Source organism: Rhodoblastus sphagnicola (genome assembly GCF_002937075.1).
In the GTDB taxonomy this organism is placed as follows: Bacteria; Pseudomonadota; Alphaproteobacteria; order Rhizobiales; family Beijerinckiaceae; genus Rhodoblastus; species Rhodoblastus sphagnicola.
On sequence record NZ_NHSJ01000137.1, the window covers coordinates 15,247 to 28,659 of the forward strand.

General features: G+C 62.9%; 13 protein-coding genes, 1 tRNA gene and 1 pseudogene. 8 read left to right on the forward strand and 7 right to left on the reverse strand.

Annotated features, from left to right (window positions below; all coding sequences use genetic code 11):
- Positions 1–306: 306 nt before the first annotated feature.
- Complete coding sequence (gene pyk, locus CCR94_RS23215) at positions 307–1,743, reverse strand: pyruvate kinase (RefSeq protein ID WP_104510658.1); 1,437 nt, start codon at positions 1,741–1,743, stop codon at positions 307–309.
- 14 nt (positions 1,744–1,757) lie between these two features.
- Positions 1,758–2,144 (reverse strand): DUF1036 domain-containing protein, encoded by a 387-nt coding sequence (locus CCR94_RS23220; protein ID WP_275112837.1) that lies wholly within the window; start codon positions 2,142–2,144, stop codon positions 1,758–1,760.
- Between the two features lie 230 nt (positions 2,145–2,374).
- Here CCR94_RS23220 and CCR94_RS23225 point away from each other — a divergent pair, with 230 nt between their 5' ends.
- The 3 genes from CCR94_RS23225 to rplT all read left to right on the forward strand — a co-directional run bounded on the left by CCR94_RS23225 (position 2,375) and on the right by rplT (position 4,003).
- Entirely contained in the window at positions 2,375–3,136 is a 762-nt protein-coding gene (locus CCR94_RS23225; RefSeq protein WP_275112838.1) for an N-formylglutamate amidohydrolase, read from the forward strand.
- A gap of 255 nt (positions 3,137–3,391) precedes the next feature.
- Positions 3,392–3,592 (forward strand): 50S ribosomal protein L35, encoded by a 201-nt coding sequence (rpmI, locus tag CCR94_RS23230; protein WP_104510661.1) that lies wholly within the window; start codon positions 3,392–3,394, stop codon positions 3,590–3,592.
- Positions 3,593–3,637: 45 nt separating this feature from the next.
- Positions 3,638–4,003 (forward strand): 50S ribosomal protein L20, encoded by a 366-nt coding sequence (gene rplT / locus CCR94_RS23235; RefSeq protein ID WP_104510662.1) that lies wholly within the window; start codon positions 3,638–3,640, stop codon positions 4,001–4,003.
- A gap of 144 nt (positions 4,004–4,147) precedes the next feature.
- Here the strand turns inward: rplT and CCR94_RS23240 are convergent.
- The 3 genes and pseudogenes from CCR94_RS23240 to CCR94_RS23250 all read right to left on the reverse strand — a co-directional run.
- Positions 4,148–4,303 (reverse strand): annotated as a pseudogene (locus tag CCR94_RS23240) (transposase); the annotation flags it as partial.
- Positions 4,304–4,352: 49 nt separating this feature from the next.
- Positions 4,353–4,427 (reverse strand) — tRNA-Gly (locus CCR94_RS23245).
- Positions 4,428–4,494: 67 nt separating this feature from the next.
- Positions 4,495–5,601, reverse strand: a complete 1,107-nt coding sequence (locus CCR94_RS23250; protein WP_104510663.1) for a 2'-deoxycytidine 5'-triphosphate deaminase — start codon at positions 5,599–5,601, stop codon at positions 4,495–4,497.
- A gap of 206 nt (positions 5,602–5,807) precedes the next feature.
- Between CCR94_RS23250 and groES the strand changes: the two genes are divergently transcribed.
- Positions 5,808–6,095 (forward strand): co-chaperone GroES, encoded by a 288-nt coding sequence (gene groES, locus CCR94_RS23255; protein ID WP_104510664.1) that lies wholly within the window; start codon positions 5,808–5,810, stop codon positions 6,093–6,095.
- A 159-nt stretch (positions 6,096–6,254) separates the two neighbouring features.
- Positions 6,255–7,892: a chaperonin GroEL gene (gene groL, locus CCR94_RS23260; RefSeq protein WP_104510665.1), complete on the forward strand. Its 1,638-nt coding sequence runs from the start codon at positions 6,255–6,257 to the stop codon at positions 7,890–7,892.
- Between the two features lie 242 nt (positions 7,893–8,134).
- On the opposite strand, the gene acs is transcribed toward groL, so the two are convergent.
- Together acs and CCR94_RS23270 are read right to left on the reverse strand one after the other, a co-directional pair.
- Positions 8,135–10,072, reverse strand: a complete 1,938-nt coding sequence (acs, locus tag CCR94_RS23265; RefSeq protein ID WP_104510666.1) for an acetate--CoA ligase — start codon at positions 10,070–10,072, stop codon at positions 8,135–8,137.
- 171 nt (positions 10,073–10,243) lie between these two features.
- Positions 10,244–10,858: an invasion associated locus B family protein gene (locus CCR94_RS23270; RefSeq protein ID WP_193938456.1), complete on the reverse strand. Its 615-nt coding sequence runs from the start codon at positions 10,856–10,858 to the stop codon at positions 10,244–10,246.
- Between the two features lie 204 nt (positions 10,859–11,062).
- Between CCR94_RS23270 and CCR94_RS23275 the strand changes: the two genes are divergently transcribed.
- The 3 genes from CCR94_RS23275 to CCR94_RS23285 form a co-directional block, all read left to right on the forward strand.
- A complete protein-coding gene (locus tag CCR94_RS23275) occupies positions 11,063–12,043 on the forward strand; it encodes an NADPH:quinone oxidoreductase family protein (protein WP_104510667.1) in 981 nt (326 codons plus the stop codon).
- Positions 12,044–12,113: 70 nt separating this feature from the next.
- Positions 12,114–12,710 (forward strand): LemA family protein, encoded by a 597-nt coding sequence (locus CCR94_RS23280; protein WP_104510668.1) that lies wholly within the window; start codon positions 12,114–12,116, stop codon positions 12,708–12,710.
- A gap of 2 nt (positions 12,711–12,712) precedes the next feature.
- Positions 12,713–13,413, forward strand: a 701-nt coding sequence (locus tag CCR94_RS23285) for a TPM domain-containing protein (protein WP_104510669.1), incomplete at its 3' end; no start/stop codon positions are given.

The window sequence follows — 13,413 nt, forward strand, 5'->3', positions numbered from 1 at the left end:
ATCCTTCGAATGCCGCTCGGCCTATAGCAGCGCGCGTGGAGATTGGCAATAAAGATATAAAGAACTCTTTATGTAGGGGGGGCTCCGACGATGTCCCCGACATGCCTTCAGCCCTGATTTCTAAGGCGCTATGTGACGCACCGTCTTGCGGTCAACGCGCGATGACGCGCCCGACCGAGGCGAACGGCGTGGCGCTTTTGACGGCGGCTGTTTCGATTATGACAGGAAGGGCGGCGCGGAAGTCCGCCGCCCTTCCGAACGTTCAGCGCCTCGGATCCGACGCCGAGCGACGATCTCGCGCGCCTGCTACTGCGCGCGCAATCCGTCCTCGGCGATAAAGGCGATGCGCAGCATATTCGTTGCGCCCGGCGTTCCAAACGGAACGCCGGCGATGATGACGATTCGATCCCCGGGGTTCGCGAAATGCTGCCGGACCGCAAATTTGCAGGCGCGGTTGGCCATGTCGTCGACATCGTGGGCGTCCCTGGTCACCGCCGCTTCTGTTCCCCAGACCAAGGTCAGCCGTCGCGCCGTGTCGCGATTGGGCGTCAGCGCCAGAATCGGCGCGCGCGGCCGTTCGCGGGCGACGCGCAATGCTGTGGCGCCCGATGCCGTCCAGGCGACGATCGCCTCCGTCTCCAATGTTTCGGCCATGTCCCGCGCCGCGCTCGCCACCGCATCGGCGCCGGTTTTCTCCGGCGCGCTGCGTTGGGCGTTGATGATGCTGCGGTAGACGGGCTCGATTTCCACGGTCATGGCGATGCGGTTCATCATCTCCACCGCTTCGATCGGATATTGGCCCGAGGCCGATTCGGCGGAGAGCATGATGGCGTCTGCGCCCTCGAACACCGCCGTGGCGACGTCGGAGACTTCCGCGCGGGTCGGCGTCGGCGAGGTGATCATGGATTCCAGCATTTGCGTCGCCACGATCACCGGGCGACCGAGACGGCGGGCCTCGCGCGTGATGCGCTTCTGCAATCCCGGCACTTTTTCCGGCGGCACCTCCACGCCAAGATCGCCGCGGGCGACCATCAGCCCGTCGGCCGCGAGCATGATTTCATCCAGACGCGTGATGGCCTGCGGCTTTTCGATCTTGGCCAGAACCATCGCCCGGTCGCCGACGATCGCCTTGACGGCCTTCACATCCTCGGCGCGCTGGACGAAAGAAAGTGCGATCCAGTCCACGCCGGTCTCGACCGCCGCAGCGAGATCGATTCGATCCTTCTCCGTCATGGCGGCGTCGGGAATCTCGGTGTCCGGCAGGCTGACGCCCTTGCGATTGGAAATGCGGCCGCCGACTTCGACCGTCGTCACGGCGCGGCCCGGCGCCGCCTCGATCACATCGAGCCGCAGCCTGCCGTCGTCGATCAGCATTTTGTGGCCCGGCTGCAAACTCTCCAGGATTTCAGGATGCGGCAGGCGCACGCGGGTGGAATCGCCGTGCGCCTCGTCCGAATCGAGGATGAAATTCTGGCCCTTGACCAGATCGGCGCCGCCTTCGCTGAACGCGCCGACGCGCAGTTTCGGCCCCTGAAGATCGACCAGAACGCCGATGGGACGCCCGACCTTTTCCTCCACCGCGCGAATCATCGCCACGCGTTCGCGCATGCCGGCCGGATCGGTGTGGCTCATGTTGATGCGGAACAGGTCGGCGCCCGCCCGCCACAGCTTTTCGATCATGGCCTCGTCATTGGAGGCCGGTCCGAGCGTGGCGACGATCTTGCAACGGCGGCTGCGCTTCATAAAATGCTCCCTGATCAGCGATTTTGGCCGGAATCGGTCAATTGGACCGTCCAGTTCTTGGCGTCCTTGCCGGTGTCGACCTCGAAAAAGCCGGACCGATCAAAGCCGCGGACAAAGCAGTCCTCGCGGCCATCGATGCGAAACTCGCGGTCGCGCGTGCACATGAAGGCCTTGCCCTTCCATTCGCCGCCATGTTCGTCAATGGCGTAAACGTAGTAGAACTCAGCCGCGAGCGGTCCCCGCAATAGCGTCTCGCAGGCGGCCGGCTTGATGTTCCACCAGCCCTCCGAAACCCAGGCCGAGCCATTGGTGTAGGCCATGGCCACGCTGACGCGGGCGGCCGTGTTGTTGCACATGCGAAAATCCGCATGCGCGGTTCCGGAAAGAACACAGATCGACAAGATCGCGGCGACGCGGGCCGCGGTCTTATGGCAAGCTCTCAAGATCATCACGGCTCATTTTCTCGCGGCGCAACTGTGACTCTTGCTTTGGCGCCGTAATTTTCGTTTAACCATAATGGCGAAGGCGTTCCAACGCCAGCCACGACCTTTTCCCTTTCAACTCCCGCGGAACTCGCGCCATTCCGTTCTCCCTCTCCACCGAAACCGAGGCGTTCGCGCCCGCCCACCTGATCGCCGGGTCGCCCGCCCAACGGCTGATCCTGCTTTGCGATCACGCGAGCAACGCCTTGCCTTCGGGCTACGGCGATCTTGGCCTGTCGCGCGCCCATCTGGAGAGGCACATCGCGTACGACATCGGAGCGGCGCAGGTGACCCGGCGTTTGTCGGCCCTGCTTGACGCTGGCGCGGCGCTTGCGGGATTTTCCCGCCTGTTGATTGATCCCAATCGTGGCGAGGACGACCCGACGCTGGTCATGCGCGTTTCGGATGGGGCCATCATTCCGGGGAACGCAAAGGTTGGTCCCGTTGAAATCGCATCCCGCGTGGAACGATTTTGGCGACCTTACCGGCGCGCCTGCGTCGGGTTGGTCGAGGCTGCGCTCGCGTCGGACCGGGTTCCGGTTCTCCTGGGCATTCACAGTTTCACGCCGACCTTCAAGGGGCGCGCGCGCCCCTGGTCTTGCGGTGTCCTGTGGGATCGCGACCCCCGGCTTGCCGGTCCGTTGATCGAAGGCTTGCGCGCGGAAGGCGTCACGGTTGGCGACAACGAGCCCTATGACGGCGCCCTCAAGAACGATTCGATGTATGAGTTGTCGAGCGCGCGCGGCATTCCAGGCGCTCTGATTGAAATTCGCCAGGACGAACTCGGCGCGCCCGAACAGAGCGAAGCCTGGGCCCAGCGTCTCGCGCGCATCCTCCCCTCCATCCTGGCCCGCCCCGAGACGGAACGGATCGAAGTCTTCGGTTCGCGCGCGGATCTGAATCCGGGTTAACGGGGTGAGGCTCCGAGCAGGAGAGCGAGATAGGCCCGATCTCATCTGCCGGCTTTCCATCTCAGTTTGATGCTGCGGTCGTCTTTGAAGTCGCGACAGCTCTTGCCAAACGCGCGCTTTTGCCCCTATAAGCGCCCCTTCAATCCGCCCGGCCAGTAAAGGGCTGCCGTGGCGGGTTTTTTGGCTCGATTGCGCATTATCGGCGCGCAGAGACAAGACACATTGGCCTGATGGCCTCAACATTGTGAGAGCAAAATGCCCAAGCTGAAGACCAAATCTGGCGCAAAAAAGCGCTTCAAGCTCACCGGCACTGGCAAGGTTGTCTATGCCCAGCGCGGCAAGCGTCACGGAATGATCAAACGCACGAAAAAGCAGATCCGGAACCTTCGCGGCACCAACGTCATGTTCAAGACGGACGGCGACAACGTGAAGAAGTACTTCCTCCCCAACGGCTGATCCGATCGGCAATCTGCTTAATTTCAACGTTTCTGGAGATCATCCATGGCTCGCGTCAAACGCGGCGTCACTTCGCACGCCAAGCACAAGAAAGTTTTCAAGGCCGCCAAGGGTTTTTATGGCCGCCGCAAGAACACCATCCGCGCCGCCAAAGCCGCCGTCGATCGCTCGATGCAATATGCGACGCGCGACCGCAAGGCCAAGAAGCGCACCATGCGCTCGCTTTGGATTCAGCGCCTCAACGCCGCCGTGCGTGAATTCGGCCTGACCTACAGCCGCTTCATCGACGGACTGGCCAAGGCTGGCGTCGAAGTGGACCGCAAGGTTCTCTCCGAACTCGCCATTTCCGAACCGGCGGCCTTCAAGGCCATCGTCGAAAAAGCCCAGGCGGCTCTGCCCGCCGCCGCTTGATCGCGGCGCCGACCGCAACTGGCCGGCGACTGTCGCTTCTCGCCGACTGCCGGACTATCGATCGCGTCCAAGCCGCCCTCTGGGGCGGCTTTTTCGCGCCCTCGCTTAGACTTTTGGGGCGGAGCCAAGCTGTCCACGCCCCCCTCATGCGGCGCTGAGGGCGAATATCCGCCTCATGTTCCAGGCCATGGTCAAGAGATTCCATTCGCCGCGCGCCCATTCCAGGCCGCGCATCGAAAATTGACGGAATCCGAGCGCCGATTTGATGATGCAGAGCACCGGCTCCGGCGTCTGCTTGCGCAGACGAATGGAGTTCGCGGCCTCCAGGCGTTTTCACGATTGAAATAATTGGAGCGGGCGATGAGAATCGAACTCACGACATACAGCTTGGGAAGCTGTCGTTCTGCCACTGAACTACGCCCGCTCTGACCATCCGACCCTCGGGGCGAATGGCGTCACGCCTCATCTTCTAACCCGCCGCGCGCCGGGCTTCAACGGGGCGCGCGAAAATGTTTGGAAAGTTTCAGGCCCTGCGCCTGATAATTCGAGCCGAGACCCGCGCCATAGAGATCGCTCGGCGTTTCCGCCATCCTCTCGTAAACCAGCCAGCCCACCGCCTGCCCGTCCTCAAGGATGAAGGGCACGTCATGCGAGCGCACTTCCAGCACCGCGCGGGCGCCAGCGCCGCCGGCCTCTTCCGCGCCGAAACCGGGATCGAAAAATCCGGCGTAATGAACACGGAACTCGCCGACCAGCGGATCGAACGGCGTCATTTCGGCGGCGTGGTCCGGCGGCACGCGCACGGCTTCCTTGGAGGCGAGAATGTAGAATTCACCGGGATCGAGCACCAGTTCGCCGCCGCCGCGGGAAAAAATCGGCTCCCAAAAATCGGCGGCGTCGCGGGAGGCGGGCTTGTCCACGTCGATCAGGCCGGTGTGGCGCTTGGCGCGATACCCGACCAACCCGCCCTCGAAACCGGCGAGATCGATGGAGACGGGCACGCCGCCCGAAAAGTCGGGATGGGCGTTGGACACCAGTTTTTCACGGGCGTGGAGGGCCGCATGACCGGCGCCGTCGAGCCTGGTATTGCCGCGCCGGAAGCGGATTTGCGACAGGCGCGAACCCTCCCGCGCCAGAATGGGAAAGGTGCGTGGCGAAATCTCCGCGAAAAGGGGGCCGCAATAGCCGGCCTCGATTGTGTCGAACGCGCGCGCGCGATCGGCGATGACCCGGGTGAAAACATCGATGCGGCCGGTCGAGCTTTTCGGGTTGGCGGCGGCGGAGATATCCTTGGGAAGCGCCAGACTTTCGCATAATTCCGCGAGATAGACGCAATTGGTTTCCAGCACGGCGCCGGGGGTCAGATCGATCTCGTGCAGGGCGTGCCGCTTGATCGCCTCGTCGAGGCTGCGCCCGCCCGGCAGGAAGGACGCGCGCATGCGCCACGCGCGGCGTCCCAGCCGCAAATCGAGGCTCGCGGGCTGGATCTGGTCCGGCGCGAACGGCGTCGCGGGCAGGATCGCGCCATCGCGCGCCAGGGCCGCAATCTGATGGGCCGCGAAAATGCCCTGTTTTTCCTTTTTGTCCTCGGCGGCCACGGTTTGCTCCCTCTCTTTCGGGCGCCAGTCCTAATGCCGGCGGATGAACTCGTCAAAAAATCGGCCGCGCTCCAGCCTTGACTCCAGCGGCGCCCGCTCTTATCTACCGGCTAGCTTGTTAGCACTCACGTTGAGTGAGTGCTAACAAGCCACTCCATTCATCCCGGCCTCGAGCCGGTGGAACCAACAGAGCAAAGGACCTGATCATGGCCTTCCGTCCCCTCCACGACCGTGTCGTCGTCAAGCGCCTCGAAGGCGAAGAGAAGACCAAGGGTGGAATCATCATCCCCGATACCGCCAAGGAAAAGCCGCAGGAAGGCGAAATCGTCGCCGTCGGCCCCGGCGCGCGTGACGAAGCCGGCAAGCTCGTTCCCCTCGACGTCAAGGCCGGCGACCGCGTGCTGTTCGGCAAGTGGTCCGGCACCGAGGTCAAGATCGATGGCCAGGACCTTCTGATCATGAAGGAATCCGACATCCTCGGCATCGTCGGCTGAGACCGGTCACGGTTTTAGTCCGGCTGAAACCGGTCACGGTTTTAGCACGGCTGAGTTTGCCGGTCGGCTGATTTTTTCGGGCTCAGGCCCGGCGGGACATGACGGTCTCTTTCCAGAGCGCGCTCATGTTCAATCCCAAAATTCTCACAGGAGCATCCCATGGCTGCTAAAGAAGTCCGTTTCTCCACCGACGCCCGCGACCGCCTGCTGCGCGGCGTGGAAGTCCTCGCCAATGCCGTGAAGGTCACGCTCGGCCCCAAGGGCCGTAACGTCGTCATCGAAAAGTCCTTCGGCGCCCCCCGCATCACCAAGGACGGCGTGACCGTCGCCAAGGAAATCGAACTGTCCGACAAGTTCGAGAACCTCGGCGCCCAGATGGTCCGCGAAGTCGCCTCCAAGCAGAACGACATCGCCGGCGACGGCACCACCACCGCGACCGTTCTGGCCGCCGCCATCGTCAAGGAAGGCGCCAAGGCGGTTGCCGCCGGCCTCAACCCGATGGATCTTAAGCGCGGCGTTGATCTTGCGGTTGAGGCGATTGTCGCCGACCTCAAGAAGAACTCCAAGAAGGTCACCTCCAACGACGAAATCGCCCAGGTCGGCACCATTTCGGCCAACGGCGACACCTTCATCGGCCAGGAAATCGCCAAGGCGATGCAGAAGGTCGGCAATGAAGGCGTGATCACGGTGGAAGAGGCCAAGAGCCTCGAAACCGAGACCGACATCGTCGAAGGCATGCAGTTCGACCGCGGCTATCTCAGCCCTTATTTCGTCACCAATGCCGAGAAGATGATCGCGGAATTGGAAGACCCCTACATCCTCATCCACGAGAAGAAGCTCTCGACCCTGCAGCCGCTGCTGCCGGTGCTCGAAGCCGTCGTCCAGACCGGCAAGCCGCTCCTGATCGTCGCTGAAGACGTCGAAGGCGAAGCCCTCGCCACCCTCGTCGTCAACAAGCTGCGTGGCGGCCTGAAGATCGCCGCCGTCAAGGCGCCGGGCTTCGGCGACCGCCGCAAGGCCATGCTGGAAGACATCGCCATCCTGACCGCCGGCACGGTGGTTTCGGAAGACGTCGGCATCAAGCTCGAAAACGTCACGCTGGCCATGCTCGGTCGCGCCAAGAAGGTGCGTCTCGACAAGGAAAACACCACCATTGTCGACGGTCACGGCGAGAAGAAGGACATCGAAGGCCGCATCGCCCAGATCAAGGCGCAGATCGAGGAAACCACCTCGGACTACGACCGTGAGAAGCTCCAGGAGCGTCTGGCCAAGCTCGCGGGCGGCGTCGCCATCATCCGCGTCGGCGGCGCGACCGAAGTCGAAGTCAAGGAAAAGAAGGACCGCGTGGAAGACGCGCTGAACGCCACCCGCGCCGCGGTGGAAGAAGGCGTGCTCCCGGGCGGCGGCGTGGCCCTGCTGCGCTCGATCAAGGCGCTGGACGCCGTGGTGACCGTCAATGCCGATCAGAAGACCGGCGTGGACATCGTCCGCAAGGCGATCCAGTCCCCGGCCCGGCAGATCGTCGACAACGCCGGCGCCGATGGCGCGGTCGTGGTTGGCAAGCTGCTGGAATCCTCTGACTACGCCTTCGGCTTCGACGCCCAGTCCAGCTCCTATGTCGATATGGTCAAGTCCGGCATCATCGACCCCACCAAGGTCGTGCGCACCGCGATCCAGGACGCCGCTTCGATCGCCGGCCTGCTGATCACCACCGAGGCCATCATTGTCGAGGCCCCGAAGAAGGACGCCGGTCCGGCGCTGCCTCCGGGCGGCGGCATGGGCGGCATGGACTTCTGATCCGGCATTCGCCATCACGAATGAAGGGGAAGGCCGCCGGAAACGGCGGCCTTTTTCATATTCTCGGAGCCTGAGACTCTTTCGCCGTTTCCTGGGGGACTTTCTCTTGGGGACTTCGGTCGCCTTGGCCGTGACCACGTGAGTTCGTTCATCGCGCACCGTAAGAAGTAAGGCGCGGCGCAAAACAAAAGCCCCTCGTCCATGGGGACGAAGGGCTTCGCATATCATGCCTTAAGGCGGCGTCAGCCGCCGCGATTGGCGATCAGGTCGTCGACGACGGTCGGGTCGGCCAGCGTCGAGGTGTCGCCCAGCGAGCCGAACTCGTTTTCCGCGATCTTGCGCAGGATGCGGCGCATGATCTTGCCTGAGCGGGTCTTGGGCAGGCCCGGCGCAAACTGGACCACGTCAGGCGAGGCGATCGGGCCGATCTCCTTGCGAACCCAGGCCACCAGTTCCTTGCGGAGTTCTTCGGTCGGCTCGATGCCTTCCATCACGGTGACATAGGCATAAATGCCCTGGCCCTTGAGGTCGTGCGGGTAGCCAACCACGGCGGCTTCGGAAACCGCGGGATGCGCCACCAGCGCGCTTTCGACTTCCGCCGTGCCCATACGGTGGCCGGAGACGTTGATGACGTCATCGACGCGGCCGGTGATCCAGTAAAAGCCGTCGGCGTCGCGACGGCAGCCGTCGCCGGTGAAATATTTGCCGGGGTAGGTCGAGAAGTAAGTCTGCTGGAAGCGCTCGTGATCGCCATAGACCGTGCGCATCTGGCCGGGCCAGCTGTCGGCGATGACCAGATTGCCCTCGCACGGCCCCTCGATCACGCCGCCATTGGCGTCAACGACCTGCGGCTGAACGCCAAAGAACGGGCGGGTGGCGGAACCGGGCTTGAGCTTGGTGGCGCCGGGCAGCGGGGTGATGAGAATGCCGCCGGTCTCGGTTTGCCACCAGGTGTCGACGATCGGGCAACGATCCTCGCCGACCACGCGATGATACCATTCCCAGGCTTCCGGGTTGATCGGTTCGCCGACGGAGCCGAGCAGGCGCAGCGTCTTGCGCGAGGTCTTCTTCACCGGCTCCTCGCCGGCGCCCATCAGCGAGCGGATCGCCGTCGGGGCGGTGTAGAAAATATTCACGCCATGCTTGTCCACAACGTCCCAGAACCGGGAAATCGACGGATAGTTGGGGATGCCCTCGAACATCAGCGTGGTCGCGCCATTGGCCAGCGGGCCATAGACAATGTAGCTGTGGCCGGTGACCCAGCCCACGTCGGCGGTGCACCAGTAAATGTCGCCGTCGTGATAGTCGAACACATATTGGTGCGTCATGGCCGCATAGACCAGATAGCCGCCGGTGCAATGCACCACGCCTTTTGGCGCGCCCGTGGAACCCGAGGTGTAGAGGATGAACAGCGGGTCTTCCGCATTCATTTCGGTGGGCGGGCAATCGGCCGAAACCTTGGCGGTTTCCTCGTGCCACCACACGTCGCGGCCTTCGCTCCAGGCGACCTTGCCGCCGGTGCGCTTGACGACGATCTGGGTCTTGACGATGTCGCCGGTCTTGGCGATGGCGGCGTCGGCGTTGGCTTTCAGCGGCACCTTGCGCCCGCCGCGCAGGCCCTCGTCGGCGGTGATGACGACCTTGGACTTGCAGCCCTCGATGCGCCCGGCGAGCGAGTCGGGCGAGAAGCCGCCGAACACGATGGAATGGACGGCGCCGACGCGCGCGCAAGCCAGCATGGCGTAGGCCGCTTCCGGGATCATCGGCAGGTAGATGGTGACGGTGTCGCCCTTGGCGACGCCCTTGGCCTTCAGCACGTTGGCGAAGCGGCTGACTTCCTCGTGCAACTGCTTGTAGGTGATCTTCTTGGAGTCGTCGGGGTTGTCGCCTTCCCAAATGATCGCGACCTGATCGCCGCGCGTGGCGAGATGGCGATCGACGCAGTTCAGGGAGACGTTGGTCGTGCCGTCCTCAAACCATTTGATGGAAACATTGTGCGGATCAAAGGACGTGTGCTTCACCTTGGTGAAGGGCTTGATCCAGTCAATGCGCTTGCCGTGTTCCGCCCAGAAGGCTTCCGGGTCCGATACCGACTTTGCGTAGAGTTCCTTGTATTTCGCATCATTGATAAAGGCGCGGTTTTCCCACTCCGCCGGAACGGGATAAACTTTCTCGGACATGTATTCCTCCCCAACAACAATCGACGCCACTCTTTTCAAGCCACAGAGCGCCTTACGATCGAAACGTATTATGACCCAAGGGCGTAATATCTCACAAGCAGGGCCACAATCACACTTTGGTCCTGCGACGTTGGGAGGGACGCGGTCGCGATCAGGTTCCGCGCGCGGATCTCACGGACATTCCTTGTGAACCTTGTCCAGCGCCTGGCCCAGGCCGGTCAGCACATAGGTGTCCGTCGTGGTCTTTCCCTTGATCGAGTCGGCGGTGACCACCAGTTTCGAGCCCTTCTTCATCGCGGCGATGAACTGGCTTTCTTCCGCAGGGTTCTTCACCCAGGCGTTGGCGCCCTTGGCGAGCAGGCTGAACGTCGCCGATCCGATTTCGGCGCTCGCCTCCGATCCGTCCTTCATCGGAAATCCCATGATGATGGAGATTTCATTCTTCACATTTTCCGCCGGTCGCGTGGAAATGAACACGTAGGCGGCCTCGCGGGGCAGGGCCTTCGGTTCGCGGCTCTTCGGCTTGGCCAGCGCGTAGCAGGTCTTGGTCTTGCCCTGCGTCTGATAGGCGCCCCATTCACCGAACGTGCCGAGCCTCAGCGTCTTTCCGGCATCCGTGGATTTCTCTTCCGTCTTCTTGTCCTTCTTGTCCTTTTTGCCTTTATCTGCCTTGGAGCCGCTGTCGTCGGACGGTTTCTCCGCCGCGGGCTTCTCCTTCTTGACCTTGGCCTGCGCGCCCATTGTCGGGGTCAGCGCGCAGACTGAAGCGGTGAGCAGTCCGATCATAAGCGTGCGGGCGCGCCGCGGGAAAAATGACATCATGGAGCAGCCGTTGACAGGTTTCATTTGGGGCGAATCACTTGGGGCGGATCATAGCGCCATTTTCTATTTGGCAAGAGCGTGGTCGCCGTCGGATATTCCGCGAAACGGGCGAAAATCTGACGCTCACGCCAGGGCGGGCGCCCGCCGCCCTGAGGAATGGAACGAGGCATGATCGCCGCGCTATGCGAATCCCATGGGCCGCCGGAAAGTCTGGTTCTTCGCGACCTGCCCGATCCGTCGCCGGGACCGGGCGAGGTTCTCGTCGCGCCCTCCCGCGTCGCGCTGAATTTTTTCGACACGCTGATCATCGCCAATAAATATCAGGTGAAGCCGCCGCCGCCGTTCTCGCCGGGCGGCGAGTTCTGCGGCCGCGTGGTCGCGCTCGGCGATGGCGTCGAGGGTTTTGCGACCGGCCAGCGTGTCGCCGGCTATTGCGCCTATGGCGCCGCGCGGTCGCGGCTGGTCGTGTCCGCCGAGGATTTGGCGCCCGTGCCGGACGGTTTGTCCGACGACCAGGCCGCCGGTCTGTTCATCACCTATGGCACGACGCTTTATGCGCTCAAGCAGCGGGGACAGGTGCGCGACGGCGAGACTTTGGCTGTTCTCGGAGCCGCCGGCGGCGTCGGGCTTGCGGCGGTCGAACTCGGTCGGGTCATGGGCGCTGATGTCATCGCCTGCGCCTCCTCGCCGGAAAAGGTCGCGTTCGCCCGTGAATTCGGCGCGCGACGCGGGATCGACTATTCCACAGAAAATTTGAAAGAGACGCTGAAACGCATGACCGACGGCCGTGGCGTGGATTGCGTTTATGACGCGATCGGCGGCGCATTCAGCGAACAGGCTTTGCGCGCCCTGGCCTGGAACGGGCGGTTCTTGGTGATCGGTTTCGCCGCCGGCGAAATCCCCAAAATTCCGCTGAATCTCACGCTGCTCAAGGGCTGTTCCATCATCGGGGTCTATTGGGGCGCGTTCGTCAAACGCGAACCGGAGGCCCACCGGGAAAACATGGCGCAAATTTTCGCATGGGCGGCGAACAAGACGATTTCGGCGCACGTCCATGCCGTTTTGCCGCTCGAACGGATCGCCGAGGCGTTGAACATGCTGCGGGATCGCAAGGCGCAGGGCAAAATCGTCCTGGCCGTGCCGCAATAGAAGCTGGCGAGCGCGCCGTCTTCCGCATAGATTGAGGTTCCGCGTCAGACCCGAATTGAGGATGCGATCCATGCGCCTTTCAGCCCGGCTGAAAAATTTCGCCGCCATCGCCACCATCGGCCTCAGCCTCGCGGGCTGCGGCTACAACACCATTCCGACCGCCGAGGAAGAGGCCAAGGCGAAATGGGCGGACGTGCAGAATAATTATCAGCGCCGCGCCGATCTCATCCCCAATCTTGTCGCGACCGTGCAGGGTTACGCCAAGCAGGAGAAAGACGTGCTGGTCGGCGTGACCGAGGCCCGCGCCAAGGCGACGCAAATTCATGTGGACGTTTCGCAACTGACCGATCCCGACAAGCTCAAACAGTTCCAGGACGCGCAGGCGCAGCTTTCCGGCGCTCTCGGGCGCTTGATGGCGATTTCGGAAAACTATCCAGATCTCAAGTCCAACCAGAATTTTTTGGCGTTGCAGTCGCAGCTTGAAGGAACGGAAAACCGCATCGCCGTCGCGCGTCGCGATTACATTTCGGCCGTGCGCGACTACAATCTGACGCTGGAGACCTTGCCCTCGATGCTTTGGGCCGCAACCGTGTTTCGCGGCAAGAAGCCGATGGCGGCCTTTACCGCGGCGGACGGCGCCCAATCGGCGCCGCAAGTGAAATTCTGACGATGCCGCGGGCGCCGTCGGTTCGGGCGCACCCGGTCTTCGCCTGGCTGATCCTGGGCCTGTGGGCCTTTCTGGCTTTTGCGACGGCCGCGCCGGCGCAGGAGCTGAAATTCCCGGACCTGACGGGACGCGTTGTCGATCAGGCCAACATTCTGCCGCTGGACAGCCGGCAGGCGATCGACGCCAAACTGCTCGATCTGGAGAACAAGTCGAGCATCCAGTTCGTCGTCGCGACCGTCGATTCCCTGCAAGATCGCGATATCGAGACCTTCGCCAACCTGCTGTTTCGTAAATGGGCGTTGGGCGAGAAAAAGAACAACAATGGCGTCCTGCTGCTGGTCGCGCCCAAGGAAAGAAAGGTGCGGATCGAGGTCGGCTACGGCCTTGAAGGCGTTCTGACTGACGCGCTGTCGAAACTGATCATCGTCAACGGCATCGCCCCACGCTTCAAGTCCGGCGATTTCGCCGGCGGCGTCAGCCGTGGCGTTGACGACATCATCTCGATCCTGACCACCGACACCAGCGAATGGCAGAAAAAGCCCGACCTGCGGCAGGATTCGCCGGAGTCGCTGTTGAACGCGATTTTGCCCTTCCTGATCGTCGCCGTGGTGATCTTCATCATCTGGCGCTTCGGGAAGGGCGGCGGTGGCGGCGGCGGTGGCCCGTTCATCGTCATGGGCGGCCCAAGTTCGTCCGGCGGCGG

What these genes read in the sequence shown, in the direction of transcription:
- pyk (WP_104510658.1), bottom strand. Translation starts at nt 1,743, where the DNA reads ATGAAGCGCAGCCGCCGTTGCAAGATCGTCGCCACGCTCGGACCGGCC.
- rpmI (WP_104510661.1), top strand. Translation starts at nt 3,392, where the DNA reads ATGCCCAAGCTGAAGACCAAATCTGGCGCAAAAAAGCGCTTCAAGCTC.
- rplT (WP_104510662.1), top strand. Translation starts at nt 3,638, where the DNA reads ATGGCTCGCGTCAAACGCGGCGTCACTTCGCACGCCAAGCACAAGAAA.
- CCR94_RS23270 (WP_193938456.1), bottom strand. Translation starts at nt 10,858, where the DNA reads ATGATCGGACTGCTCACCGCTTCAGTCTGCGCGCTGACCCCGACAATG.
- groES (WP_104510664.1), top strand. Translation starts at nt 5,808, where the DNA reads ATGGCCTTCCGTCCCCTCCACGACCGTGTCGTCGTCAAGCGCCTCGAA.
- CCR94_RS23275 (WP_104510667.1), top strand. Translation starts at nt 11,063, where the DNA reads ATGATCGCCGCGCTATGCGAATCCCATGGGCCGCCGGAAAGTCTGGTT.
- acs (WP_104510666.1), bottom strand. Translation starts at nt 10,072, where the DNA reads ATGTCCGAGAAAGTTTATCCCGTTCCGGCGGAGTGGGAAAACCGCGCC.
- groL (WP_104510665.1), top strand. Translation starts at nt 6,255, where the DNA reads ATGGCTGCTAAAGAAGTCCGTTTCTCCACCGACGCCCGCGACCGCCTG.
- CCR94_RS23280 (WP_104510668.1), top strand. Translation starts at nt 12,114, where the DNA reads ATGCGCCTTTCAGCCCGGCTGAAAAATTTCGCCGCCATCGCCACCATC.